Below are 25,725 nucleotides of genomic sequence, written 5' to 3' on the forward strand. Positions count from 1 at the left end.
GAAGAGATCATGCCCTCGACACTGAGCGCACCCGGAATCTACATCGAGGAGTTGCGCGGAGGGCCCGGCCCGATTGTCGGGGTGAGTACGTCGTTCACGGCGTTCGTGGACTGGTACGCACGCGGACCGGTCGGCGTGGCCACGCGGGTGGACAGCTTCGAGGAATTCACCCGCCTCTTCGGCGGCCTGCATTCCCAGAGCTGCGCGTCGTACGGCGTGATGCAGTACTTCCTGAACGGTGGCGCGACCGCATGGATCGTGCGCATCGGGCTGGCCGATGACAAGAGCGCGACCGCCAAGCTGAAGGACGAGGACGACGCAGACACGCTGACCGTCAGCGCGGCCGCACCTGGTGGCTGGGGCAACGGCCTGCGGGTCGCTGTGACGAGCGGCGCCGCCGACGCGGTGAACCTGGTCGTCGGCGAGGTCGCGGCGGACGGCACCATCGCCGTACGCGAGATCCACCGCAACCTGCCGGCGGCTGCCGCGGACCTGATCGCGGCCGTCAACGACGCATCGGATCTGGTTCTCCTGACCGACATCGCCGCGACCCCCAAAGGTCCCGAGCCGGTCGCCGCCTCGGCCACGGGCGAGCCGTCGGATCCCACGACGTACGTCGGGCTGACCGGCGGCGTCGACGCGCCGGTGTTGAAGGCGGACGGTACGGCGAACGACGCGACGAAGCTGGCCGCGGCGCTCGAGGCAGGACTTGCGCCGCTGACCAGGATCGAACCGGCCGTGTTCAACCTGCTCTGCATCCCCGCCGCGGCGACCCTCGGCGACGGTTTGGACGAGCTCGTCGACAAGGCGTCGAAGTTCTGCGAGGACAACTTCGCGTTCCTGGTCGTCGATCCGCCGCCCGGCGCCGCGACCGACACCGGCGCCGAGATGGCCACCTGGGCCGCCGGCACCGATGCTCCGACCGGATCGAAGAACGCGGGTATCTACTGGCCACGGTTGCGGATGCCGGACCCGCTGGCGAACGGGGTCCCTCGCGACACCGGTCCGAGCGGCGCGGTCGCCGGCATCTTCGCCCGGACGGATGCGACCCGCGGCGTCTGGAAGGCTCCGGCCGGTATCGAGGCGACGTTGCGGGGCGCGGACCTGAGCTCGGTGGTCAACGACGCGGACAGCGCCCGGCTGAACCCGATCGGCGTCAACGTACTGCGAACCTTCCCGGTGGTCGGCAACGTGGTCTGGGGCGCCCGGACCTTGGTGGGCGCGGACCTGCTGGCGAGCGAGTGGAAGTACGTCCCGGTCCGGCGTACCGCGCTGTACATCGAGCAGAGTCTGCGGGCCGGGCTCAAGTGGGTCGTCTTCGAGCCGAACGACGAACCGCTGTGGTCGCAGATCCGGCTGAACGTCGGCGCGTTCCTGCAGGACCTGTTCCGCAAACAGGCCTTCCAGGGCGCGACCCCGCGCGACGCGTACTTCGTCCGGTGCGACCGGAACACCACCACGCAGGGCGACATCGACCGCGGCGTGGTGAATGTCCTGGTCGGGTTCGCTCCGCTCAAGCCCGCCGAGTTCGTCGTCATCCAGATCCAGCAGATGGCCGGCCAGGCCGCCGGTTGAGAGGTAGCACGATGGTTCAGTTCGCCGTGAACACACAGCGCTTCGATCCGTACAAGAACTTCAAGTTCCGGGTGAAGTGGGACGGGCGGTACGTCGCCGGGATCAGCAAGGTCGGTGCGCTGAAACGCACCACCGAAGTGGTCAAGCACCGCGAGGGCGGCGATCCGAGCACCACCCGGAAGTCTGCCGGCCGGAGCGAGTTCGAGGCGATCAGCCTGGAACGCGGGGTCACCCACGACGTCGAGTTCGAGAACTGGGCGGCGAAGGTGTGGAACTTCGGCGCCGGCCTCGGCGCGGAGTCGTCGCTGCGCGACTTCCGCAAGGACGTGATCATCGAGGTCTACAACGAGGCGGGTCAGAAAGTCCTTGCCTACAAGGTGTTCCGCTGCTGGGTGTCGGAGTACCAGGCGCTGCCCGACCTCGACGCCAACGCGAACGCGGTCGCGATCCAGACCATCAAGCTCGAGAACGAGGGCTGGGAGCGCGACCTCGAGGTGACCGAGCCGGAGGAGCCGGCACTGACATGACCGCACGTCAGGTAGGCCTGCTCGCACCCGCCGCGCTCGACGTCTGGGAGGCCGGCCTGTCGATGACGCCGGCTGCCCGGGCGTTGCTGCTGCTCGGCGCGGCCGGCCACCGTGACGCCGCCGACTGGGCTGTCGGCGAGCGCGACCGGGCCTTGATCCGGGACTGCGTTCCACTCGGTCGATCGCTGGACGCGGTCACCGACTGTCCGGTCTGCGGCGCACAGCTGGACGTCGAGCTGGATCCGGCGGCGTTGGTGACACCAACGACCGGCGACTCGCAGGTCTCGGTGGAGTACGACGGGTACCGGGTCGTCGCCCGGCTGCCCACGGGTGCCGATCTCGCGCAGTTGCCGGGGTCGTTGGCGGACGAAGAACTCCGCCGTACGCTGCTTGAACGATGCATCCTGTCCGCCGACCTTGCCGGGAACGCGGTTGCAGAGCTACCCGAGGCGGTCGAACTGGCCGTCGAATCCGCGCTGGAAGAGGCGGATCCTGGCGCCGATATCCGGCTGGCGTTGTCCTGCGCCGAGTGCGGTGCGGAGTGGTCGGAGTCACTCGATCCGGTCCGGTTCGCGTGGACGTCGGTCGAGACGGCGGCGCGTCGACTCGCGGTCGACGTACACGTGCTTGCTCAGGCTTATGGATGGAGTGAGGCCGAGATCCTTGGGTTGAGTCCGTTCCGGCGCCGGTTGTACCTGTCGGCGGTGCAGCCGTGACCGGCTATCTGAGCCGGCTGGTGCTGCGCTCGACCCGGTCCGACGCCGGACTGCGTCCGCGACCGTCGGCGATGTACGAGGCGCCCACCGCCGACCCCGCCGTACGCCGAACACCGGTCGAGCCGCCCGCGCTGGATACCCGCGCGGAGCAGGCGCTTTCCGAGGAGGTCGCCACCGAGCCCGCTGACGAGGTCTCGCGAGAGCCCCGGACACGACCCGGTCAGCCGGCTGCGACGGTTGGCGAACCAACGGAGACGAACGAGAGCGCAGCCGCGACGCAGCAGCCCACAGCCTCTTCGGCAGCTGGCCCGGCACCTCCCTTGGCAGCTCTGCGGCCAGCCGTGGAGAGCGGGATCCGTGGGCCCGTTGAGCGGGCCGACTCTGGAGTTGACGCAGCGGGCAGCACGGCTTCCAGGCGAACCGAGCCCGACACAACAAGCAGGACGGCAGCATTCGGGCAGCAGGCTTTCCCAGCCGCACAACACGTAGTGGCCGGCACGGCACAAGAGCTGCCGACGAATGAGTTGCGCCGCAGGGCGGGTCAGCTTGCCTTCGCGTCGGACACGGCGGCGACCACGGAGCACGGGGTCCGAGCGGGGGAGACCGCGAGATCGGCGAGTCAGGAGCGCGCACAGGCGAGTGTGGTGCCGACCGGTCCGGCTTGGGGGGAGCCCGTGGTGGTTGTGCCTCGGTTGGAGGTTCCGGTGGAGGTGGGGGAGCCGGAGGTGAACGTGACGATCGGACGGATCGAGATCGTGCGGCCGGCGGTCGCTGAGCCCGCCCCGAGGCCCGCGCCTCGGCGACGGACGACGTCCGCCCCTGATCTGGCGCAGTACTTGAAGTCGCGGAGCGGGCGGTGAGCAACTCGCTGGCCGTCGCCACCGTGACGGCCGCGCTGCAGGTCCTTCTGACCGACACGGTCGAGCACGCGGTCAGCGGCGCGACGGTCTGGACCGATCGTTCCGACGTACCTCGGCAGACAGCCGGCGTGAACATCTACCTGTACCGCACGTCGGACGATCCGGCCCGGCGCAACGACGATCTCCCGGCCCGCGGCGCCGACGGTGCGATCCGGACCCGGCCGTGCCTGGCCGGCCGACTGCACTATTTGCTGACCTTCCACGGCAAGGACGACGAGCTCGAACCGCAACGGTTGCTCGGGGCAACACTCGCCCGGTTGCACTCCCGTCCACTCGTCACCCGGGCGTTGATCGACCAGGTCGTCGCCGAGGCGACCGATCCGACGCCTCGCAACGAGTTCCTCGGGAAGACCGACCTGGCTGCCGCCGACGAGCTCGTCCGGCTGACGCCCGAGCCGCTGGACCTGGACGAGTTGTCGAAGCTGTGGTCCGTCTTCTTCCAGACGGCGTACCAGTTGTCGGCGACGTACGTCGCATCGCCGGTCCTGCTGGAGGAGCGGGACGACGTCGCGGTGCCGGCGCCGCCGGTCCTCGCGGAGCAGCTGACCGTTCGTGGAGTACTTCGGCCGACGATCACCGGGATCCGCAACTCTGCGGGTGCACGCGATCCGATCGTCGCCGACAGCGAGCTCGTCGTCGAGGGCAGCGGTCTGCGCGGCGAGCAGACCGCGATCCGGGTCGGCGCAGCCGAACTCACCCCGACCGCGGTCAGTCCCACCCAGCTGACGCTCGACCTGGGTGCCGACGCAGGCCTCCGCGCCGGGCTGCAACCGGTCCTGGTCGCCCATCGCTGGTTGGTGGGAGATCTGGCCGAACCACGCGGGGGCGAGACGAGCAATGTCGCCGGCGTGCTGCTGCAACCCCGGATCACAGCTTCGTTCGGCGGTGGGCAGCTGACGGTGACCAGCGACCTCGTCATCGGCGCCCATCAGACCGTGACTGTCCGACTGCTTTCGCCGAGCACGGGGCAGACCGTCCTGACCGTCGACGTACCCGACAGGTCCATCGACTCGGCGACCATCAGTGCTCCACTGACCCTGCCCAGCGGCCAGTACGCCGTCGTACTGCAGGTCGACGGCGCCGGGAGTCCCGTGTCGCCGGCGACCGGTCTCCCGATCACCGCGCCGGTGGTGACGATCTGATGGCCGCGTCGGTGAGCACCGAGGAACCAGCAGTCGACGAGCAGAGCTGGGTCGAGGCGAACCAGGCGTACCTGGTCGCGTCGCTGGCCGACCTTTCGGCAACCATGCGCTCCGAGCCTTCGGTCAGGCCGGCAGAGATGGAGCCACCGGCTGCTCTCGAGACACTCTGTGCGTCGTTCGGGTTGTCGGCGTTCGAACGTGCCGTGCTGCTGCTGTGCGCGGGCGTCGAGCTGGACGCCCGCTTCGCATCCTTGTGCGCGGAGGCCGCCGGTGACCCCAACCGGCGCTGGCCCACCTTCGGACTGGCGCTGGCTACGCTGCCCGGAGCACATTGGTCGGCGCTCACGCCGGACGGCGCGTTGCGGCGCTGGCGGCTGATCGAGGTCGCCGAGCACAGCCCGCTGACGACGGCGGAGTTGCGGATCGACGAGCGCGTCCTCCATCACCTGACCGGCCTCCGCGTGACTGACGCGAAGCTGACCGGAATTGTCAGCCCGGTCGAGACCGCTGCCCCGATCACTCCGGGCCAGCGACCGTCAGCCCACGAATTGGTGAACGCGTGGCGTTCGGCCGAGCAGCTCGTGGGGGTGCTGACCGGAGCAGACCGCAGTACCCGGATCGCCGTCGCGGCCCATGCGGCGCAGGACCTCGGACTGCGCCTGTCGTTGCTCGAAGCAACAACGATCCCCGCTGCGGTCGGTGCGCGGGACGAGCTGGCAAGGTTGCTGGAACGAGAGAGCGCTCTCGGTACGACGGCCTTCCTCGTCGAGGGGCACGACGACTGGTCCCTGGTGGACGCGCTGGTGGCGACCTCCGCGGCCCGCATCGCGGTCTCGGCCGATGAATCCGCCGTACTGCCACGCTGTCCGACGTTGTCGATCGAGGTACCCGCGCCGACCGCGACAGAGCAGCGTGAGCTGTGGCGTACGGCGGTCGGCCCGGATGCGCCGATCGAGGAACTGGTCGCGGCCTTCGACCTCAGTGCGACCGTGATCGGGACTGCAGCCACGGCTGCCGGCGGCGATAGCGATGCCCTGTGGTCGGCTTGCCGGGCGGTGGATCGCCCGCGACTCACTGCGCATGCCCGGCGCATCGAGTCGACCGCGCAGTGGGACGATCTGGTCCTCCCGGCACCACAACGTCGTACGCTCGAAATGCTTGTCGCGCACGCGCGCCATCGGGTCCAGGTCTACGACGACTGGGGACTTCGGATGGGCCGCAGCGCGGGCCTCGGCAGTACGGCGCTGTTCGGCGGACCGAGCGGCACGGGGAAGACGTTCGCCGCTGAGGTGATCGCGAACGAGATCGGTCTCGACCTGTACCGCGTCGACCTGAGCGCTGTGGTGAGCAAGTACATCGGGGAGACCGAGAAGAACCTGCGGCAGGTGTTCGACGCGGCCGACCACGGGGCGGCAGTGCTGCTGTTCGACGAGGCGGACGCGTTGTTCGGCAAGCGCACCGAAGTACGTGACAGCCACGACCGCTACGCCAACGTCGAGGTGTCCTATCTCCTCCAGCGACTCGAGGCGTACCGGGGCATCGCGATCCTGACCACCAACCTCTCCGATGCCGTCGACACTGCCTTCCTGCGCCGGATCCGGTACGTCGTGCAGTTCCCGTTCCCCGACGAGAAGCAGCGGGCCAGGCTGTGGCAGCGCGCCTTCCCGGCGGAGACTCCGACCGCTGACCTCCACATCGGTGAGGTTGCCAAGCTCGCCCTCTCCGGCGGTGGCATCCGCAACGTCGCCGTCAACGCCGCCGTACTGGCCGCGGACGCCGGCACGCCGGTACGGATGGAGCACATCCTGCAGGCCGCCCGCCTGGAGGCGGTCAAGTCGGGCCTACCCGTAGCGTCGATCCGCCCGGAGGCCGGCGCATGACGAACGAACCGAGCCGAGTGCAGTTGAACGACGTCAGCGTCAGCGGCGCGTCGACCGATCGGGCTGCGCTGCTCGCGACGATAGAACGGACCGTCGCCGAGACCGGCACCTCTGACAGACGAACGGTGGAGTCCGCCGTCGCCGCGGCCGTGAAGGCACACCTCCGCGCGGAGAAGTCATGACCAGCACCCACGCCGAGCCACAGCCTCTGCTCCAGCGTTGTGGTGGCAAGGTCTGCCCGCCGGGAACCTGCAACCACGACGACTCCGACGAACTACAACGCCACACCACCGGACCGCACGCGAGCCACCGCGGCGCCGCGCCTCCGGTCGTTCACGACGTACTGCGGTCACCGGGTCACGCCCTGGACGGCACAACCCGCGCCGACATGTCCGAGGCGTTCGGCCACCGGTTCGACGACGTACGCGTGCACACGGACGCGCTGGCCGCTCGATCCGCGCAAGCTGTCGAGGCGATGGCCTACACCGTCGGCAGGGACATCGTCTTCGACCGCGGCCGCTACTCACCGGGTACGTCGGCCGGCCGCGAACTGCTCGCTCATGAGCTGACGCACGTCGTCCAGCAACGGGGTATGTCGTGGCGCCCAGGCAGCCCGCTCAACGTCGGCGCGTCGGACACCGCCGCGGAGCATGAGGCTCGTAGCTACGGACGAACAACGTCCACGGTGAGCGCCGAACCAACGGTCGCGCGAGCGGATCCACGGGCAGTGCAACTGACCCGGCAGCTCCACTTCACTCCACGCACGGGCCTCAAGTTCCTGCCCGTGAACATCGTCGACAGCCAGGTCGGACCGACCTCTGCGCAAGGCGGTCTGCTGACTCCTGGCCTCACCCAGTTGCAGGTCATCATCGGCCAGAATCTGACGCTGCGGGCGCTGGCGGCCGAGGTACGTCCGCTGTGGTTGACGGCCACACCGTTCACACCGCCCGGCGCGGTCGCACCACTTCCGCTGGAACAGTTCACGCAGGACGAGCTCGCGCGGGGGCTCCTGGTGTTCAACCAGACCTACCTGCCGACTCCGGCGATGACCAACTGGCGAGCCGGCGTACGGTTCCCGCTGCCGGCCGAGGTCGACGCGGCCGGGATGGTCACTCTGCATCCGTCCCAGATCAAGGCCCTGGCCGGTGCCTTCGATCCGGTCTGGGAACCACTGCTCGACCAGCGCGCCGGCAACAGCACCGCGCCGCCGGCCGCCACTCTGACCGCCGATGTCACCGCGTTCCTCGCCCGCGAACCGACGGCGCTTGCCCAAGGCATCCACCTGGGTGCACGGGCGCTGACCGACGCGACGGTGGAGCTGCCCTTCATTCGCGAGACCTTCCGCCAGCTCGGCGCCGGAGGGTTCGACGTCGCGCTGGCGTTCATGGACAACCTCGTCAACCGGGAGATCGACGTACTGGCCGCGCAGCGGGACGGCGCCGCGGTCCTGGCCCTGATCCGCACCGCTTTCGGCGCGGCACCCGCCGTACGTACCCCGGAGCAGCAGGCGAGCCTGGACCGCGCGAACCTGATGATGGGTCTGGTCGCCGGCCGGGCTTCGGCGACGGGACCGGTCTCGACCAGGCCACGGCCGATGCGGACGATCACCATCGACACCGTCAAGCTCGATGGTTCGACCCACACTCCGGCCACGGACGTCGCGATCGCGAACGCGATCTTCGCCCAGTGCAACGTCCGGATCGAGCACGTCCACGACGAGACCGCGACGGCTCCGGAGACGACCGGCTGGATCGGCGCCAACCGTGACCTCGCCGCGGACCCGGTCTGCGCGGTCCCGTCGGCCGAGGTCAGCACGCTGGTTCCGGCCGCGACGGCGAGATTCGGACTGACCAGCCGGATCCGCGCGTTCTTCCCGCGGACCTTCAGTCTCGCAGCCGGTCGTGGGTTCTCCTGGCCGGCGTCCTGCGGCCCGGTCCCGTCGAAGCGCAACACGATCGTGGTGCAGAACGCCGGCACCGAACGCACCCTCGCGCACGAGATCGGCCACATCCTGCTGAACCCCGGTCCGCACCAGGCGGCCGCGACCCAGAACGTGATGGTGCCCACCGCGGTGTCGCCGCTGGCCGAACGGTTCACCGACGCCGACTGCGCGTCGATCTACACCGGGTTCTGAGACCTCGTGACGGGGCGGTGACGGGCCGGTCGGGAGGCTGGACACGTGACGGGATTCTCGGGTTCTCCGCAGGTGTTCAAGGGGGCACTGATCGGCCTCGACCCGTTGAAGCCGGTGGCCAGTGTGGTGGTGTTCCAGTACAACCCGGAGAAGGTCACGCGCCGGCTGCGACCGAAGACGAGCGGCGCGGACGGATCCGAAGGCGAGGCGTTGCGGCTGACCGGTCCACCCGAGGAGACGTTCGAGCTGGACATCGAGATCGACGCGGTCGATCAACTCGCCACCGGCGATCCGGTCGCCGAGAGTCTCGGCATCGCACCACAACTGGCATCGCTGGAGATGATGCTCTACCCGCCGTCCGCGCTGGTGATCGCGAACGAAGCCCTGATGCTGGCCGGGCTGATCGAAGTGATCGCACCGGAGGCGCCATTGGCCCTGCTGATCTGGGGGCCGAGCCGCGTGCTGCCGGTCCGGGTGACCGATCTGACCATCGCCGAAGAGGCGTACGACCCCGGCCTGAACCCGATCCAGGCCAAGGTCACGGTCGCAGTGCGAGTCCTGACGTACGACGACCTGGGACTGGCCAGCGTCGGTGGCGGGCTGTTCCTGGTGCACCAGATCGCCAAGGAGGTCATGGCGAGCATGGCCGGCGTGAGCTCGTTCACCGCGACCGCAACCGCCGGACTCGGTGGAAGGGCCTGACATGTTCACGCCGACGAGCCGGTACGCGGGCCTGCCGACCACGACCGTCACCGTCACGGGCCCGGACGGCGAACCACGCGAACTCACCTACGTACGCCGGCGGGTCATTCCACGACCACAGGACCACGCAGTACTCGCGCTGCACACCGTCGAGCCGGGGGAGCGGCTGGATCACCTGGCCGACCGGTACCTCGGCGATGCCACGCAGTACTGGCGGATCTGCGACGCGGCCGGCGTACTCCGGCCGGACGAGCTGGAGCATCCGGGTCAGCGGGCACCGATCGCGATGCCGCCGAGCGGGTGACTGCTGTGCTCGAAAGCGTTCTCGGTATTCGTCTGCTGCTGTGGGCCGGTGATCCCCTTCCGGTACCGCGGCCGCAACTGCTGCCGGCTCTGCGGACGGCCGAGGTCACCAACGACAGCGACTCGATGGACGGCTTCCAGCTGACGTTCGCGCTGACCAAGAACCGACTCGGCCGGTTCGACATCATCGACACGTTGGCGCCGGGGACCCGGGTGTGGATCGGTGCCGTGCTCGGCGTCGTACCGCAACCACTGATCGACGGAGTGGTCGAACGGCACGACCTGATGCCGAGTGGAACACCCGGCGAGTCGACCCTCACCGTCACGGGGACCACGATCACCTCGCTGCTCGGACTGGCCGAACGCAACCAGCCGCACCCGAACCAGCCGGACTCGGTCATCGTCATGGCGGTCCTGGCTCAGTACCCCGAGCTCGGTCTCGTCCCTGCCGTTGCGCCGACCACCGACATCCCGCTCGAACTCGACCGGACGCCGCAGCAGAACGAGACCGACCTGGCACTGATCGAACGCCTCGCCACGGCGAACAGCTTCGTGTTCTACACCGAGCCGATCACCTTCGGAGTGAACAAGGCGTACTGGGGACCGGTACTGCGGACCTCGCTCCCGCAACCCCGGCTGACCGTCGGCATGGGCCCGCATCAGAACGTGCGCAGCCTGTCCTTCGGCTTCGACTCACTGGCCGCGGTCGGCGCCGAGGGATCGTTCATCGACCCGATTTTCAAGTTGAAGATTCCGCTGCCCGCGATGCCGGCGCTGCGGATCCCGCCGCTGTCGGCCAGTCCGGCGGCGGCCCGGCGTACGACCCGGTTGCGGACCGCGGCCAATGCCGGTCCAGCGCTCGGCGCGCTCGCCTCGGCGGCGGCCGCGACCCAAGCGCCCGAGGCGGTCTCCGGCTCGGGGACGCTGGACACGTCGCGGTACGGCGCGATCCTCCGGGCCCGCGGTCTGGTCGGGCTCCGTGGTGCCGGCACCGACTACGACGGTTACTACTACGTCCGCCGCGTCACGCACACGATCTCGGTCGGTTCCTACACCCAGTCCTTCGCGCTGAGCCGTGAGGGTACGTCGTCGCTCACCCCGGTGGTCGTGCCGTGACCGGGAAGGAGTTCTGGGGCAAGTACCGCGGCGTCGTCAACGACGTGAGCGATCCGATGATGCAGATGCGGATCAAGGCCGATGTCCCCGACGTGTACGGCGACGGCTCGAGCGGCTGGGCGTTGCCGTGCGCACCGTTCGGCGGGGACCAGATCGGGTTCTTCGCGTTGCCCGATGTCGGCGCGGGCGTCTGGATCGAGTTCGAGCACGGCGACCCGGACTACCCGATCTGGACCGGCTGCTGGTGGGGTTCGAGCTCCGAGCTGCCGAGCAAGTGGCTGTCGCCGCCGTACCAGAAGACGATGATCGTCACCGGCGCCGGGCACAGCATCACGATCGACGACACGCCCGGCGCCGGCGGCATCACGCTGGAGACGGCCGACGGCGCCTCGGTGAAGCTGAGCGCGACCGGCCTCGAGATCGTCAACGGGAGCGGTGGCTCGATCAAGCTCACCGGCCCGAAGGTCTCGGTGAACGACGGTGCGCTGGAGGTCATCTGATGGCTGCCTTCGTCCTGTCCCAGAGCGACACCGTCCTGTGCATGCACGGCGGCCAGGCCCAGCCGACGACTCCGCTGCCGCGGGTCAAGGTCGCCGGTCAGGCCGCGATCGGGCAAGACTCCGTCTACACGATCTCCGGCTGCCCACTGCCACCACCCAGTACGCCGCCTTGTGTCACGGCCAACTGGGTGGTCGCCGCGATGCGGGTGACGTCGTCCGGCGTGCCGGTTCTGATCAGCACGGGTACGGCGGTGTGCGTACCGACCGGCACCGGTCTGCAAGTGGTGGTGTCCCAGACTCGGGTGCAAGCGACATGAGTGACGTGGCTTTCCCGCTCCGCATCGACAGCCGCGGCCGCGCTGCGCGGACCGAGCGCGACGACCACATCCGGCAGCTGGTCGAGCAGGTGCTGTTCACCGCGCCCGGCGAACGTGTGAACCGGCCGACCTTCGGCTGCGGCCTGTTGCAGCTGGTCTTCCAGCCCAACTCTGAGCCGCTGGCTGTCGCGATGCGGGTGACCGTGCAGGCCGCGTTGCACGAGTGGCTGGCCGATCTGATCAGTGTCGAGAAGGTCGATGTCCGTGCCGAGGCAGAGACGCTACGGGTCACCGTTGCCTACACGGTGCGTGCGACCAGCGAGGCACGGGTCGACGAGTTCCGGAGTACGCCGTGAGTACGCCGTACTCGTGTGCGGACGAGCTGCGCGCCGAAGCGGTCCGTGATGCCGACACGGTGAACGGCATCGACTATCTCGAGGTGATCGGCGGTCAGACCAAGCTCGAAGTACATTTCCTGCATCCGTTGCCCGGCCAGGTCGACGGCGTGCCGGCGGGCGGGACCCGCCTGAACCGCACGCAGCTGGTGATCTCGGGCGGTGATCGGGTCAGGGATATCGGGGTGGTGACCACGTCGACGAGCAGCGACGTCCTGACCGTCACGGTGTCGGGTCCGGGCGACTTCTCGACGTACCAGCTCCAGTTGATCGATCCGGTCACGGGCACGACGCCGGGCGGTTTCGACCCGCGGTTGAGTGCGATCGACTTCTCGTTCAAGGCCGGCTGCCCGACCCGGTTCGACTGTGCTGCCCGTTCCGGCGCCCCGTCGACCGTCGACACCTCGGTGGTGCGGGACTACCTGGCCAAGGACTACGACAGCTTCCGGCAGCTGATGCTGGACCGGCTCGCGGGCACCGTGCCCGACTGGACCGAGCGGAATCCGGCCGATCTTCAGGTCACGCTTCTCGAACTGCTCGCGTTCGTGGCGGACCGGTTGAGTTACGAGCAGGACGCGGTCGCAATGGAGGCCTATCTCGGCTCAGCACGCCGTCGGGTCTCGGTACGCCGCCACGCTCGCCTGCTCGGCTATCGCGTCCACGAAGGGTGCGCCGCCCGTGCCTTCGTGCACGTCGCCGTGAGCGAGCTGACGCCGATCGAGTCGGGCCGGCCGTTCCTCACCGCGGACAGCGAATTCGGGTTCGAGGCACTGCACGAACTGCAGGCGGATCCGGGCAACAACCGGCTCGATTTCTACACCTGGACAGACGATCAGTGCGTGTTGCCCGCCGGCTCGACCTCGGCGACCCTGACCTCGGGCGGCACACTCGGACCCGGAGACTTCCTGCTCCTCGAAGAGATCGCCGGGCCGCGCTCGGGACTCCCGGTCGACGCGGATCGGGCGCACCGTCACGTCGTCCGGCTGACGACAGTGACGCCGGTGGTCGATCCGCTGGACGGGACCCCGGTCGTCGAGGTGACCTGGGACGCCGAGGACGCGGTGCCGTTCCCGTTGCAGGTCAGCTCGATCGTCGACACCCGCGACGGACCGCGGCAGCGCGTCGCGTGCGCGGTTGCCCGCGGCAACGTCGTACTGGTCGAGCACGGTGTGCGGATGGCGCCGGTCGTGCTGTCCGACGAGCTCGACGTGGCCGGAAGGTGGTTGCCGGTGCTGCCGGGTGGACGGCCGACGTACGCGGCGCCGTACGACGTCAGCGCTCCGGCGACTCGTCAGCTCGCCTTGGATCCGCGGGTAGCCACACCGGTGGTCGCCGTCAGCGACGGCGATCGCGACTACGACCCGGTCGTCGATCTGCTGGGCTCGGAGGCGGACGCGGCCGAGTTCGTCGTCGAGCCTGAGGACGACGGCACCGCCAGGCTCCGCTTCGGCGACGGCGTCTACGGCCGGCGACCGGACCCGACCGCGCGGCACGAGGTCTCCTATCGGCAGGGACACGGCACGGTCGGAAACGTCGGGGCGGAATCGATCACCCAGTTGCGACCCGGCGACGAACGCGTGCTCACCGTCCGGAACCCGATGGCCGCGGCCGGCGGATCCGATCCCGAGCCGACCGAGAAGGTCCGGACGGACGCGCCGTACGCCTTCCGTATCCAGGACCGCGCGGTTACCGAGGCCGACTACGGAACTCTGACCACGCAACGCTTTCCGGGAGTGCAGCGCGCCGCCGGCCATCTGCGCTGGACCGGCAGCTGGTACACGGCATTCGTCACGGTCGATCGCGTCAGCGGCGCCGAGGTCGACGTGCCGTTCGAGCAGGACGTCAAGGACTTCCTCGACCGGTACCGGATGGCCGGCGTCGACGTCGAGGTGTCCGCGCCCAAGCCGGTGCCGCTCGACCTGGAGTTGCTGATCGGTGCCCGGCCCACCCGCTTCAACACCGACGTCGAGGCTGACGTGCTCGACGTGTTGTCGTCCGGCGTACTGCGCGACGGGCGGCGCGGGCTGTTCCATCCTGACAACTTCACCTTCGGCACGCCGGTCTATCTGAGCCCGATCTACGCCGCGGTGCTCGCCGTGCCTGGTGTCGCGACGGTACGAGCAACCAAGTTCCAGCGGTACGGCGAACCGGCCGGTGACGAGCTGACGAAGGGCGTTCTGACCGTGCGGGACCTCGAGATCGCGCAGCTGGCCAACGATCCGGACCGGCCGGAGCGGGGCCTGCTCACGGTGACGGTGGTGGGTGGGCGATGACGGACTCACCGGCGATCCAGCGACGCGTCGGCACCGCGGCCACCTTCTCCGCGGCGATGCTGAGTGGTCTTGGACGGCAGCCGGCGCTCGACCGGTTCACCGAGCGGCGGACCGACGATCCGTCGATCGCGCTGGTGGACGCCTGGTCCGCAGTACTCGACGTACTGACCTTCTACTCGGAGCGACTGGCCAACGAAGGGTATTTGCCGACAGCAACTGAATCGTCGTCGGTGAACGAGTTGGCGCATGCCGTCGGGTATCAGCCCGCGCGCGGGCGCGCCTCGGCGACCTTGCTGGCGTTCACCCTGGAGGAGGCGATCGGCGCGCCGCTGCTGGTGCCGATACCGGTCGGGACCAAGGTCTCCAGCATGCCGGGACCGGGACAGGTCCCACAGAACTACGAGACGGTGGAGCCGCTGGACGCGCGACCGGCGTGGAACGCGATCGCCGCCCGCACCAGGAGCGTCCAGCACATTGGGCCGGGCGCCCGGTCCGCGTACGTCGAGGGTCTTCGGGCCGACCTCTCGATCGGTGATGCCGTCCTGCTGGTTGGTTCGGAGCGCGAGAACTCGGACACGGCGGGGGAGTGGGCGTTCCGGATGCTGTCGGGGGTCGAACTGCTACCCGCGCTTGGCTCGACCCGACTGTCCTGGTCCGAACCGCTGGGGGCGACGACGCCGGATCCGACCGATGCAGGCTTGTTCGTACTGCGCCGGCGGGCGGGCGTCTTCGGTGCCAACGCGCCCGACTACCGACTGATCCAGAATGCAGCCGCACGGCCGACGGCGGTGCAGGTCACGGCGGTGCAGGCGGCGCGTCCGGTGACTTTGCCTCCGATCGGGAACGAGATCCTGGTGCCTCCGGGGCGGCCTCCGACTGTGCCGACGACTGGTGACTGGCCCGGCTGGACCGTCGTCGTACCCGGTGGCGCGGACAACGTCGTCGACCTCGACGGTCTCTACCCGACCGCGACGGTCGGCTCCTGGGCTGTGCTCAGCCTGGCCGGGGTACCCGAGCCGTACCGGGTCCAAGCCGTCAGTGAAACCTCGCGGACGGACTACGCGCTCACCTCCCGGGTCGACCGGCTCACCTTGCGCGGGCCATCGATCCGCACCCGGTTCAGCGACAACGTGCGCGAGACCAGTGTGTGGGTCGGCTCAGAGCTCCTCGCGCTCGCGGAGGTGCCGAATCCGCGGCCCGTGCAGGGCGATCGGATCGAGCTGGCACGGCCCATCCCGACAGTCGAGGCGGGGCGCACTGTCGTTGTCCGGGGCCCCCATCCGCTGATCCAGGTCGCCGACGGCGTACGCGGGCTGACGGTCACGCCCGACCAGGGGACGAGCCTGGTCCTGCACGCCGGCGAGCTGCTGGAGGTGGCGGCGCCCGCCGTCGACAATGCGGATGGCTCCATCACCTGGTCGACCACCCGCGGGACGGTGACCGCGCAGGCCTACCAGCTGGTGTCCGTCAGGCCCGCGAACGACGCCGAGATCTTCACGGAAGTCGCGACCACTGCGGGACCGACCGCCGACGCTTTGGTCTTCGCCGTTGGGCTCAGCGGTTGCTACGACCGTGAGTCGGTCCGGGTCTCGGCGAACATCGCGTCGGCGACTCATGGCGAGACACGGTCCCAGGTGCTCGGCAGCGGCAACGCAAGCACGCCGTACCAGACCTTCAAGTTGTCGCAGACGCCGCTGACGTACGTCGCCGCGCCCGGCGGAAGTATTGTGTCGACGCTCCAGGTCCGCGTCGACGGCCGGCTCTGGACCGAGGTCTCGCAGCTGTTCGGCACGGGTCCCGCGGACGAGGTCTACACGAGCCGGGCGGATGCCGATGGTGTCACGACGGTCGGCTTCGGCGACGGGCTGACCGGTGCGCGGCTACCGACCGGGACCAACAACGTCACCGCTACCTATCGCATCGGCACGGGCCTCGTCGGCCGGGTCGACGCCGGGCAGCTCACCCTGCCGATGAGCAGGCCGCTCGGGATGAAGGCCGTGATCAATCCATCGGCCACCGGTCTCGCAGCCGATCCTGAACCGGCCGACAGCGTCCGGGCGAATGCGCCCCGGGCTGCCTTGACCTTGGATCGCGTCGTGTCGCTGCAGGATGTCGAGGACTTCGCCGGGGCTGTCGCCGGTATCGGCAAGGCGCACGCGACCCGGCTGTGGGACGGACGTCGGCTGATCGTGCACCTCACTGTCACCGGCACTGCCGGGCAGGACATCGACGACCAGGCGCTGCAAGACCTGACGACCGCCCTCCTCGGCGCCGGCGACGAGCGGATGCCACTGGTCGTCGACCGTGCCGAGCGCCTGTTCGTCCCGGTCGCCGCGATCGTATTCGTTGCCGCAGGCTACGACCAGACGACTGTGCTCGCGGGCGTCCGGTCGGAGCTCGGTACGGCGCTCGCGATCGACGTCCGCGACCTGGCCCAGCCGCTCACGATCGGCGACATCCTGCTGGCTGCGCATCGCGTCCCTGGGGTGGAGGCGGTCAACGTGACCGATCCGGTCGCGGATGTGCCTGCCTTGCCGGCCAGGATGTCAGCGGGCCAGGCGCTCCCTGCGCAGATCGTCGCGCTGGCGGCCAACGGGTTGGCGGTGTCCTGATGAGCTATCGGGACGAGCTGATGGAGCTGCTGCCGCTACTGCACCGGCAGCGCGACGTCGACGGTGTGCTCGAGGCGTTCCTGCAGGTACTCGGCGAGCAGGCGGACGTGGTCGCCAAGGACCTCGGCCTGCTGTACGACGACTGGTTCATCGAGACCTGCGCCGACGCTCTGGTTCCGTACATCGGCGACCTGCTCGGCGTCCGCCTGCTGTATCCGCTCGGACCAGGTGCTGGCCGGATGCGCGCGTTGGTGGCCGACATCCTCGATCATCGACGGCGCAAGGGAACCATCTCGGGGCTCGAGCGGCTCGCGTACGACGTGACGGGTTGGCCGACGGCCGCGGTCGAGTACTTCAGCCGGCTCGGCACGACGCAGTACCTGGCGCATCAGCGGCCGGATCACCTGCAGGTCCCCGATCTGCGACGTACCTCTGACCTCGAGCTGATCGGTGGGCCGTTCGGTACGGCGGCGCACACCGCCGAGGTACGTCGGCCGCCGGCAGGCCGCTTCGGGATCGGCACGATCGGACTGCATGTCTGGCGGCTGGAGCCGCAGCGGGTGAGCCGGGCGACGGCGCGCCCTGTCGCGGATCCGGCGGACGGACGCTTCACGGTCGATCCGCGCGGTCTCGACGTACCGCTGTTCAACCCGGGCAGCACTGAGCCGTCGTTCGACAGTCGCACCGCCGAGCAGAACGTGCCCGCGCCGTTGCGGCGCCGAGCCCTGTACGACGAGCTGGAGGCGTTGCGGGCTGGATCGTCGGAGCCACCACGCTGGTTCGGTGACGATCCGGTGGTCGAGGTGTTCGCCGATCTGGGCAACGGGGTTGAGGTGATCCCGCGGAGTGAGCTGACGTCCGCCGATCTGACCGGTTCTCCCACGAGTTGGCCCCGCCCGGCCGGCTCGATCAAGGTCGCCGTGGATCCCGTGCTCGGACGTGTAGCGTTCCGTGCCGACCTGACTCCGGCGGTCGTCGAGGTCACCGCTTCCTTCGCCAGTCCTGGGCGCATCGGCGCAGGCACCTACGATCGCGAGGATCCGCGCACCGCGGATCTGCTGAGCCGGGCGACCTGGTTCCGCGTGGTGAGCAGTGCGCTCGCGCCGGTCGCAGGTGTCCGCCTGACGACGCTGACCGATGCCGTCGACGACTGGAACGCCGTACCTCCGGGCGCGGTCGGAGCCATTGTCGTGCTGGACAACCGGAGCTACGCGGGCGACCTGGCGATCGCGGTGCCCGAGGGGAGCGAGCTAGTGGTGGTCGCCGCCGAGTGGCCCGCCGCCGAGGCCGACGCGCCGCTCGTCCTGGACCCGTCGGATGCGATCCCAGCCGATCGTCGTCCACACCTCAAGGGGGCGTTGGCCACGCGTGGTGGTGCCGCGGCCGATGTCCCCGGTGAACTGACGCTGGACGGCTTCCTGATCGAGGGATCGGTGAAGGTCGCGCCGGGTGATCTCGGTCGCCTCGCGCTCCGGAGCTGCACGCTCGGCGATCTGAACGTCGAGGCGCCGACCTCGCCCGAGACCGACAACGGTCGACTCGTCATCGAGGTGGAACGCACGATCGCCGCCACTGTCTCGGTCCCCGCGCCAGGACCAGAGTTGCAACTGACCAAGTCGATCGTCGAAGAGATCGACGCTCCGGGGGCACCGGTCGTGCTCCTCGAGGTCACTGGTCTCGGTCCGGTGACCGCGCAACAGTTGGACTCGAGTGACTGCGTGCTCGACGGCTCGGTCACGGTGGGGCGTCGCCAGCACGGCTGCCTGCGCTTCAGCTACCTCGCCGGCGGTACGACGACTCCGCGGAGGTACCGCTGCCAGCCGGACCTGGCGCTGGCGGACGTCACCGATCCGGCGCAGGCGGCGATCGTTCGGGCGCGGCTGTCGCCGGTGTTCAGTTCGACAGCGCTGGGCGATCCGGCGTACGCACGACTGGACGGCCGGAGCGACGTCGCTCTGCTGACCGGCTCGTCGGCCGGCGCGGCGATGGGGGTGTACGCCGAGCTGGCGGAACCACAGCGCGAGGCCAACCTGGCCGCCGTGCTGGAGGAGTACCTGCGGATCGGCCTCGACGCCGGGGTGGTGCAGGAAAGTTGAGGGCTGCTGAGGAGATGCGAGCATGAACGGTGGGGACCTGACCCGATCGACGTTCCGGTCGTACCGGCACTACTCGGGCGTGCGCATGCAGCAGGGACGCGTCCAGCTCGATGCGGACTGGAACGAGCAGCTCGATGTAGCGGCGTACCGGGACGAGACACGGTCGGCCGATGTCATCGGCGCCTCGGGCGTGCCCAAGGTGGACGGCGGATTCGGCGTGGACGTCGTCGAGGACGACCTGCTGCTGACCACTGGGCGGGCGTGGGTCGGCGGCCTGTTGTGCGAGATCGACGGCGAGGTGACCCGGGTGACGGATCAGTCCTCGCCGACGTCGGTCGCGGTCGCCTCGCTGGTGCTGGACGGTGCCGAGCTTCAGGCTCACGACTGGATCGAGGCCCTCGACGCGGCGGGATCTGTCGGCAGCGCGCGGGTCGAGTCCGTCGACGTCGGGTCGCGGACGATCGCGTTGGAGACAGCGATCGGCGCGGCGACCGAGGTACGTCGGCGTACGTCGTACTGCACCCAACCGGATCTCCCCGAGCCCGAGCACACGTCCCTTCCGGTCAGCACCGGACCGCGAGTACTGGATCTTGCTGACGGCAACTATCTGGTCTATCTGGATGCCTGGCAGCGCGCTGTCACCTCGGTGGACGACCCGTCGCTGACAGAGTCGGCATTGGGCGTCGACACCACGACGCGGAGTCAGGTGGTGTGGCAGGTGCGGCTGCTCGACCTGGCCGGCGTACCGGGGGAGGCAGAGCTCGACGCGGCCCTCGCGGCTGCGGCCACGGCGACCGGCCGGATGGCCGCGCGCGCAGTGCCGCCACCTGACAGCATCGATCTCTGCCGGCCGACACCGGCCGGCGGATACATCGGCCTGGAGAACCAGCTCTACCGGATCCAGGTGTACGACGTGAACGCGGGCAAGCCGGTGATCGTGTGGAGCCGGGAGAACGGCTCGGTGGTCACGCGCTGGCTCGGCAACGTCAGGCCCGACGTGCTGGAGGTGGAGAGCATCGGCCGCGACGCGGTCCTCGGCTTCAGCCCGGGCGATCTCGTCGAGCTGTACGACGACACGCGTGTGCTGCAAGGGCTTCCCGGGACTTTGGTCCGGCTGAAGAATGCCCAAGGCAACCAGCTGACCTTGGAGACACCCGCGTCCATCGATGACTTCGGCAGCAATCCTCAAGTCCGCCGGTGGGACGGTTCGGTCACGGTGGACAGCGACGACTGGTTCCTGCTCGAGAAGGGGGTAGAGGTACGGTTCCCGGCCGGTGGGACCTTCGATCGGCACGACTACTGGCTGGTGCCGGCTCGGAGCTCGCAGGCAGGCATCGAATGGCCGGAGGACTCGTCAGGACGGCCGTTGGCGCAGCTGCCGTCCGGTGTCGCCCATCACCTGACCAAGATCGCCGTACTCCGTCGGGACGCCGGTGTGATCACCGTTGTCGACGACCGGCGCGACCGGTTCCCAGCGCTGACCGCGCTCGCCGCCGAGGACATTGCCCTGAGCAACACAGTCTGCGATCTTCCGGCCACCGCCACGGTGCAGGACGCGCTGGACATCCTGTGCCGGGCGAACGATCTGCGGCGGCACAACCGGCTCCTGCACGGGTACGGCATCGTGTCCGGTCTCGCCGTACATTGTGGTGACGAGACGGCGCCGGCGAACCAGCGCGTGCACGCCGCCGTACCGACAGCGGAGCGGCAGACAGCGTTCCGGGATGCGGCCGACGCGGACCTCCGGCGACATGTGACCGTACAGCCAGGTAGTGCGATCGATGCGGACGGCAACGATCTCGACCTGGCGGCGCCGACCGTGGTCGACGTACTGAGCGAGATCGGCGGGCTGGGCGACGTGCTCAACCCCGACGGTGACGGTGAGGTCTGCGTGGTACTGCGTGGCGAGAGCGTGGTGGTGACGAAGTACGAGCCGGAGCCGCCGCGCGACTTCCTGCAAGGGACGTTGCTGAAGGACATCTACGACGACTGCATCGCCTCGCCGTTCAACTGGATCAAGCGGCAGCTGACGCCGGGCGACGGCACCGACCCGATCGCGGATCAGAAGGCGTACCGGTTGCGAACGGCGCTGACCAACCTGGCGACGTACGTCGCGAACCCGAAGTCGGGCGGCAACGTGTTCGTGGCCGAGACCGAGGACGCGCTGCTGCGCGACTTCTACACCGGGCTGCGGAAACGGCTGCAGAGCGAGACCTTCTGCGCGCTGTTCGACGACGCGCGTCCCTACCCGGACTACCCGGCGACGCTGACCGGGATCCGGACCGTCTCCGGGGTCGGCTCGCATGCCCGGGCGCGCAGCCGTCCGGGTGGTACGGAGATCTGGACGGTCGGCGCCGGGCTGAACCCGTTGACGCCGTCGACCCTGGTCAACCGCTACGACCTCGACAGCGAGACGCTGATCGCCCGGATCGATCCGATCGCGGGGCGCGAACTGCCGCCGGGGGAGTCGGGTTCGTCGACAACGGCAGCCGTCACGGACGTGACGTTCTCGCCGGACGGGAAGCTGGTCGCCGTGGCGGTGCCGACCCGTGACGACAACGACACGATCTTCCGGGTCGGAGAGATCTCAGGTACGACGGTGAACTGGCGGCCGGCGGCAACGATCTGTGGCGTCCGGCTGGTCACGATGGCGACCACCGCGGTGGACCCGGGGTTCGTGTACGCCGTGGGACTGCGCCGACGGACGACGACGAAATCGGGATTCAACCTGAAGGAGTTCGAGGGCGCGGGCGTGTGGCGGATCCCGTTCGACAACGTCCCCGACAACCTCGCCGCGATCCAGGGGACCGAGCAGCTGAACCCGGTCGGGCCGCTCGCGATCGGTCTCGACGGAGCCGCCGTCGTCAGCTGCGGTACGCCGGGTTCGCCGGCCACGTCGTACAACCGTCTGCGCGTCATCAACATCTCCGCGAACGGGCCCACACTGGGGATCGAGATCGGGTTGCAGACCGACGGCACCGACGACCTCACAGTGCAGACTGTGAGGTCCTTGCTGCCGTTCAACCTGCAGTTGCGGACGTTGGTGTACACGGTCAGTGGACGGGGTACCAGCCGCGCGCTGGTCGGGTTCAACTGCGCCGACGGTTCGCCGTTGCATACGGCGGTGTCCCTGGAAGCGCTGAGCGGGACGATCTCGCTGGCGATGGTCGGCGGCCGGGTCGTGCTGGCCGGGAGTGACGACACGACCGCGATCGTGTACGACCCGAGCACGGGCGCGCTGGTCGACGGTCTGCGGATCCCGGTGCAGGTGACACCGACGTCGATGACGATCGAGCCCACGCCGCTCAAGCTCGGGCCGTTCATCCTCCCGCCGCGACGGCTCACGGTTCTCAACCTGGTGAGCAACTCGCTGACGGTCATCGACACCTCGATCATCGGCGGCACCACCTTCGATCTTGGGCCGCTCACGGCGTACCGCCGGAAGGCCGTCGAGGCGTTCGGCGACCTGGTCGGGGGCTTCACGCAGTACGTCAAGGACTGCGCCTTCGATCACTTCCTGGTCCGCCCACCGAAGGCTCCACCGACGAAGGACCTCGATCTGGCCGCGGTCTCGATCCGGGGCGGCTCGGTCTACCGCGTCTGCAACTTCGCTCGCCGGCGCTACGTCAAGTCGTTCCCGACCGTCGGCTATTGGATGTCGCTGGTCCCGCTGCTGCCGTTCCTGCGCGAGCAGTTGGTCAAGTTCGCCTGCACGGTCCTCACGGACCGGTTCGCGGCGTACAGCACGGAAGACCACGACAACTCCACGGACCGGGTCCCGGCGTCGACCCTGCTCGGCTTCCTGGAAACCGTCCAGGGCGAGGATCCCCTCGCCCTCTTCCGGCAGGGCAAAGACAGCGTCACCCGCAGCGCCCGTCTGGCCCGCTCCGGCGAGTGGACGGAAGCCCGGAACACCCTCCGTCGCTCCACCCCAGCCGAACCCGCTCCGTCCGAGGACATCACCCAACTCCGCACCCGCCTGGAAGCCCTGGAAACCCAACTCGCAAACCTGCAGGGCGAGACAAAGTAGGGCGTCCGACGGTCAGTTGAAGTGGGCGCCTGGTTTGCGGTAGCCGCGGAGTAGGTCGCGGGAGATGATCAGTCGCTGCATTTCGTCGGTGCCTTCGAAGATGCGCCAGAGCCGGACCTCGCGGAACCAGCGCTCGATCGGGAGTTCTTTCGTGTAGCCCATCCCGCCGTGGATCTGGAGCACTCGGTCGGCGACCCGGTTGACGGTGTTCGTGCCGTAGAGCTTGGCGATCGCGCTGTCGTGCTGGGGCGGACGACCCTGATCGACCGACCAGGCGGCGTACAGGACGAGCCAGCGAGCGGCCTCGAGTTCGACCTCGGAGTCGGCGATCATCCACTGGATCGCCTGGTTGTCGCCGATCGGGTTGCCGAACGTCTGCCGCGTCGTCGCCTGCTCGATCGCCAACTGGAGCAGGCGTTCGCAGGCACCGATCCCGCGTGCCGGGATGATGAACCGGCCCTTCATGATCCAGCGCATCGCCAGTTCGTACCCCTGGCCGATCTCGCCGAGGACGTGATCCTGCGGTACCCGTACGTCGTCGAAGTTGAGCGTTGCCGGGATCGCCTGGCCCATCGTGACGATCGGGTCAGAGGTCCAGCCGCGGTCGCGGTCGACCAGGAACGCGGTGAACCCGCCCTTCGAGCCCTTCTCGGCGTCGGTGACCGCGATGACGATCGCGAAGTCCGCCTCGTTTCCTCCGGTGATGAAGGTCTTCTCGCCACGGATCACCCACTCGTCCCCGTCTTGGCGAGCGGTGGTCCGGATCGCCCGTGTGTCGGAGCCGGCGCCCGGCTCGGTGATCGCGAAACATGACTTGCGGTCACCCGAGATCGTCGGCAGCAGGTACTCCTCGCGCTGATCCTCGTTGCTCTCGTACAGGATGTTGTCGGCCTCGCCACCGAACGAGAACGGCACGAAGGTCCGCCCGAGTTCGCTGGTGATGAGCGCCTGGTCGACCGCGGACAGGTCCATCCCGCCGTACTCCTCGGGCGTACTCAACCCCCAGAACCCGAACGACTTCGCCTTCAGCCGGAGCTCCCTGATCACGTCGGGCTCGACTCCGGGCAGCCCTTCCCGCTCCCGCCTGAGCACGTCGTTCTCCAGCGGCATCAGCTCCTTGCGCACGAACTCTCGCGTCGTCTCACGAATCGCGCGCTGTTCCTCGCTGAGCGAGAAGTCGACCATCGGTCCTCCATCAATCGGGTGCGCAACCACGGTAGGCGCTACGCACGACGTCCGGGAGGCGACAGTAGGTCGCCGCAGAATGAGCGGATGGCGCGGTTGACGATTCCGGGACGCTCCCAAGGCAGGAAGTGGCCGGCACCCTTGACCCAGAACGGGCCGACCGCTTCGGGGAGGGCGAGCGCGCACCGCTGTTCGACATGATCGCCGATGGTCACCTGGTCCTCGCCGATCAGCAGCAGGGTTTGTTGCCGAACCGGACGATCGAGCATCTCCGGTGCTGACAGTGGTCGAGTACCCATGACGACCTCGTAGTCCGCGAAGGATGCGCGCAGCCTGGCCGCGTCGCCGTACGGCTCGGTCAGGAATGCCAGGTCCTCGTCGCTGAAGGCGGCTGGCGGACACCACATGCGATGTCCGTAGAACTCAGCTATGTAACGCCGTCGCTGGTCGGGCGTGTCCAACTCGGCCACCAAAGCATCGGCGTCGTGTCCTTGGCGACGCTGGTAGTCGTAAACGGCGGGCTTCGGCCGGCTTGGTGGGATACCCGCTGCGGCGAATGCCTCAACCAGGTCGGGCATGGAGTCGTCTAGGATCACCAGCCGATCCACCCGGTCGGGATGACGATTTGTCAGGTCGATAGCGATCATCGCGCCCAGGTCGTGCCCGGCGACGACCGCGCGTTCCCAGCCAAGGCTGTCGAAGAGAGCAGTCAGGTCCGTGTTGAACGCGTTGAGGTCGTAGAAGTCATCCGGCGCGAAGTCGGAGTCGCCGTACCCGCGCAGGTCCGGCGCGACGACGTCGAACCCGGCCTCCGCCAGCGGGCCGATGTTGTGCGACCAGATGCGACTCGTGCAGGGGAACCCGTGGATGAGTAGTAGCGGTACGCCGCCATCCCCACAACGCCGTACCGCCAGCCGGTGCCCGGGACTGACCTCGATTCTCACCGGGGCAACTACTTCAGCAGGAAGAACCATGGACCCGTCCTACACCCCGGCCGGTTCGGTGCTGCGGTGAAATCCGGTGGTCCGACATCACCGATCCTCTTACGCTTGGATCGAAGTGAGCGCCGCCGCGAGATCGCGGCAGGCGCGTTGACGAGTGAGGGGAGCCCGGCCGTGCGTTACCGCGCCGCTGTGTGTGTTCCCCGGTCACGGTACGACGTGATCCTGGTGTCTTCGCGTGTCAGGTGCCGACTGCGCGGTCGGCTCCTGTCCGTGACGAACTGACCCAGCCTGTCCTGCCGGCGACTGCATTCTGAGCAGCCGCCGGGGGAGTGGCCGCGTCGTCCGCGAATTGCGCTGT

19 protein-coding genes are annotated in these 25,725 nt (G+C 68.9%); 17 read left to right on the plus strand and 2 right to left on the minus strand.

Annotated elements, in window-relative coordinates; translation table 11 throughout:
- Positions 1-9 precede the first annotated feature (9 nt).
- From EV650_RS04495 to EV650_RS04575, 17 genes are all read left to right on the plus strand, one after another.
- Positions 10-1,575: a phage tail sheath family protein gene (locus EV650_RS04495; RefSeq protein WP_134115613.1), complete on the plus strand. Its 1,566-nt coding sequence runs from the start codon at positions 10-12 to the stop codon at positions 1,573-1,575.
- An 11-nt stretch (positions 1,576-1,586) separates the two neighbouring features.
- Positions 1,587-2,102, plus strand: coding sequence for a phage tail protein (locus EV650_RS04500; RefSeq protein ID WP_134115615.1), 516 nt, complete (start codon positions 1,587-1,589; stop codon positions 2,100-2,102).
- Positions 2,099-2,818, plus strand: a complete 720-nt coding sequence (locus EV650_RS04505; RefSeq protein ID WP_134115617.1) for a hypothetical protein — start codon at positions 2,099-2,101, stop codon at positions 2,816-2,818. Before EV650_RS04500 ends, EV650_RS04505 begins: the two co-directional genes overlap by 4 nt.
- A gap of 856 nt (positions 2,819-3,674) precedes the next feature.
- Complete coding sequence (locus EV650_RS04510; RefSeq protein ID WP_134115619.1) at positions 3,675-4,880, plus strand: Pvc16 family protein; 1,206 nt, start codon at positions 3,675-3,677, stop codon at positions 4,878-4,880.
- Entirely contained in the window at positions 4,880-6,760 is a 1,881-nt protein-coding gene (locus tag EV650_RS04515; RefSeq protein ID WP_134115621.1) for an ATP-binding protein, read from the plus strand. Before EV650_RS04510 ends, EV650_RS04515 begins: the two co-directional genes overlap by 1 nt.
- Positions 6,757-6,942 (plus strand): hypothetical protein, encoded by a 186-nt coding sequence (locus EV650_RS04520; RefSeq protein WP_134115623.1) that lies wholly within the window; start codon positions 6,757-6,759, stop codon positions 6,940-6,942. The genes EV650_RS04515 and EV650_RS04520 overlap by 4 nt, the downstream gene beginning before the upstream one ends.
- A complete protein-coding gene (locus EV650_RS04525; protein WP_134115625.1) occupies positions 6,939-8,894 on the plus strand; it encodes an eCIS core domain-containing protein in 1,956 nt (651 codons plus the stop codon). Before EV650_RS04520 ends, EV650_RS04525 begins: the two co-directional genes overlap by 4 nt.
- Positions 8,895-8,939: 45 nt before the next feature.
- The gene (locus EV650_RS04530; protein ID WP_134115627.1) at positions 8,940-9,596 is read left to right on the plus strand and encodes a hypothetical protein; all 657 of its coding nucleotides are present in this window, start codon (positions 8,940-8,942) and stop codon (positions 9,594-9,596) included.
- Position 9,597: 1 nt separating this feature from the next.
- Positions 9,598-9,900, plus strand: a complete 303-nt coding sequence (locus tag EV650_RS04535; RefSeq protein WP_134115629.1) for a LysM peptidoglycan-binding domain-containing protein — start codon at positions 9,598-9,600, stop codon at positions 9,898-9,900.
- Between the two features lie 5 nt (positions 9,901-9,905).
- Positions 9,906-11,015, plus strand: coding sequence for a hypothetical protein (locus tag EV650_RS04540; RefSeq protein ID WP_134115631.1), 1,110 nt, complete (start codon positions 9,906-9,908; stop codon positions 11,013-11,015).
- A complete protein-coding gene (locus EV650_RS04545) occupies positions 11,012-11,515 on the plus strand; it encodes a phage baseplate assembly protein V (RefSeq protein ID WP_202874397.1) in 504 nt (167 codons plus the stop codon). The genes EV650_RS04540 and EV650_RS04545 overlap by 4 nt, the downstream gene beginning before the upstream one ends.
- The gene (locus EV650_RS04550) at positions 11,515-11,832 is read left to right on the plus strand and encodes a hypothetical protein (protein WP_134115633.1); all 318 of its coding nucleotides are present in this window, start codon (positions 11,515-11,517) and stop codon (positions 11,830-11,832) included. Before EV650_RS04545 ends, EV650_RS04550 begins: the two co-directional genes overlap by 1 nt.
- Complete coding sequence (locus tag EV650_RS04555; protein WP_134115635.1) at positions 11,829-12,188, plus strand: GPW/gp25 family protein; 360 nt, start codon at positions 11,829-11,831, stop codon at positions 12,186-12,188. The genes EV650_RS04550 and EV650_RS04555 overlap by 4 nt, the downstream gene beginning before the upstream one ends.
- Positions 12,185-14,500 carry a putative baseplate assembly protein gene (locus EV650_RS04560; RefSeq protein WP_202874398.1) on the plus strand — a complete coding sequence of 772 codons (2,316 nt, stop codon included), beginning with the start codon at positions 12,185-12,187 and terminating at the stop codon, positions 14,498-14,500. Before EV650_RS04555 ends, EV650_RS04560 begins: the two co-directional genes overlap by 4 nt.
- Entirely contained in the window at positions 14,497-17,112 is a 2,616-nt protein-coding gene (locus EV650_RS04565; protein ID WP_134115637.1) for a baseplate J/gp47 family protein, read from the plus strand. Before EV650_RS04560 ends, EV650_RS04565 begins: the two co-directional genes overlap by 4 nt.
- On the plus strand, positions 17,112-19,208 hold the full coding sequence (locus tag EV650_RS04570; RefSeq protein ID WP_134115639.1) for a hypothetical protein: 2,097 nt from the start codon (positions 17,112-17,114) through the stop codon (positions 19,206-19,208). Before EV650_RS04565 ends, EV650_RS04570 begins: the two co-directional genes overlap by 1 nt.
- A 22-nt stretch (positions 19,209-19,230) precedes the next feature.
- Complete coding sequence (locus EV650_RS04575; protein ID WP_134115641.1) at positions 19,231-23,238, plus strand: DUF6519 domain-containing protein; 4,008 nt, start codon at positions 19,231-19,233, stop codon at positions 23,236-23,238.
- 12 nt (positions 23,239-23,250) lie between these two features.
- Here the strand turns inward: EV650_RS04575 and EV650_RS04580 are convergent, their stop codons facing one another.
- Together EV650_RS04580 and EV650_RS04585 are read right to left on the minus strand one after the other, a co-directional pair.
- Entirely contained in the window at positions 23,251-24,423 is a 1,173-nt protein-coding gene (locus tag EV650_RS04580; protein WP_134115643.1) for an acyl-CoA dehydrogenase family protein, read from the minus strand.
- Positions 24,424-24,461: 38 nt separating this feature from the next.
- Complete coding sequence (locus EV650_RS04585) at positions 24,462-25,397, minus strand: alpha/beta fold hydrolase (RefSeq protein WP_134115645.1); 936 nt, start codon at positions 25,395-25,397, stop codon at positions 24,462-24,464.
- Positions 25,398-25,725 lie beyond the last annotated feature (328 nt).

This window comes from Kribbella kalugense (genome assembly GCF_004365875.1).
Taxonomy (GTDB): Bacteria; Actinomycetota; Actinomycetes; order Propionibacteriales; family Kribbellaceae; genus Kribbella; species Kribbella kalugense.

Coding starts and splice junctions, on each gene's coding strand:
- EV650_RS04495 (WP_134115613.1), top strand. CDS start 10: ATGCCCTCGACACTGAGCGCACCCGGAATCTACATCGAGGAGTTGCGC.
- EV650_RS04500 (WP_134115615.1), top strand. CDS start 1,587: ATGGTTCAGTTCGCCGTGAACACACAGCGCTTCGATCCGTACAAGAAC.
- EV650_RS04505 (WP_134115617.1), top strand. CDS start 2,099: ATGACCGCACGTCAGGTAGGCCTGCTCGCACCCGCCGCGCTCGACGTC.
- EV650_RS04515 (WP_134115621.1), top strand. CDS start 4,880: ATGGCCGCGTCGGTGAGCACCGAGGAACCAGCAGTCGACGAGCAGAGC.
- EV650_RS04520 (WP_134115623.1), top strand. CDS start 6,757: ATGACGAACGAACCGAGCCGAGTGCAGTTGAACGACGTCAGCGTCAGC.
- EV650_RS04525 (WP_134115625.1), top strand. CDS start 6,939: ATGACCAGCACCCACGCCGAGCCACAGCCTCTGCTCCAGCGTTGTGGT.
- EV650_RS04535 (WP_134115629.1), top strand. CDS start 9,598: ATGTTCACGCCGACGAGCCGGTACGCGGGCCTGCCGACCACGACCGTC.
- EV650_RS04550 (WP_134115633.1), top strand. CDS start 11,515: ATGGCTGCCTTCGTCCTGTCCCAGAGCGACACCGTCCTGTGCATGCAC.
- EV650_RS04555 (WP_134115635.1), top strand. CDS start 11,829: ATGAGTGACGTGGCTTTCCCGCTCCGCATCGACAGCCGCGGCCGCGCT.
- EV650_RS04565 (WP_134115637.1), top strand. CDS start 14,497: ATGACGGACTCACCGGCGATCCAGCGACGCGTCGGCACCGCGGCCACC.
- EV650_RS04570 (WP_134115639.1), top strand. CDS start 17,112: ATGAGCTATCGGGACGAGCTGATGGAGCTGCTGCCGCTACTGCACCGG.
- EV650_RS04575 (WP_134115641.1), top strand. CDS start 19,231: ATGAACGGTGGGGACCTGACCCGATCGACGTTCCGGTCGTACCGGCAC.
- EV650_RS04580 (WP_134115643.1), bottom strand. CDS start 24,423: ATGGTCGACTTCTCGCTCAGCGAGGAACAGCGCGCGATTCGTGAGACG.
- EV650_RS04585 (WP_134115645.1), bottom strand. CDS start 25,397: ATGGTTCTTCCTGCTGAAGTAGTTGCCCCGGTGAGAATCGAGGTCAGT.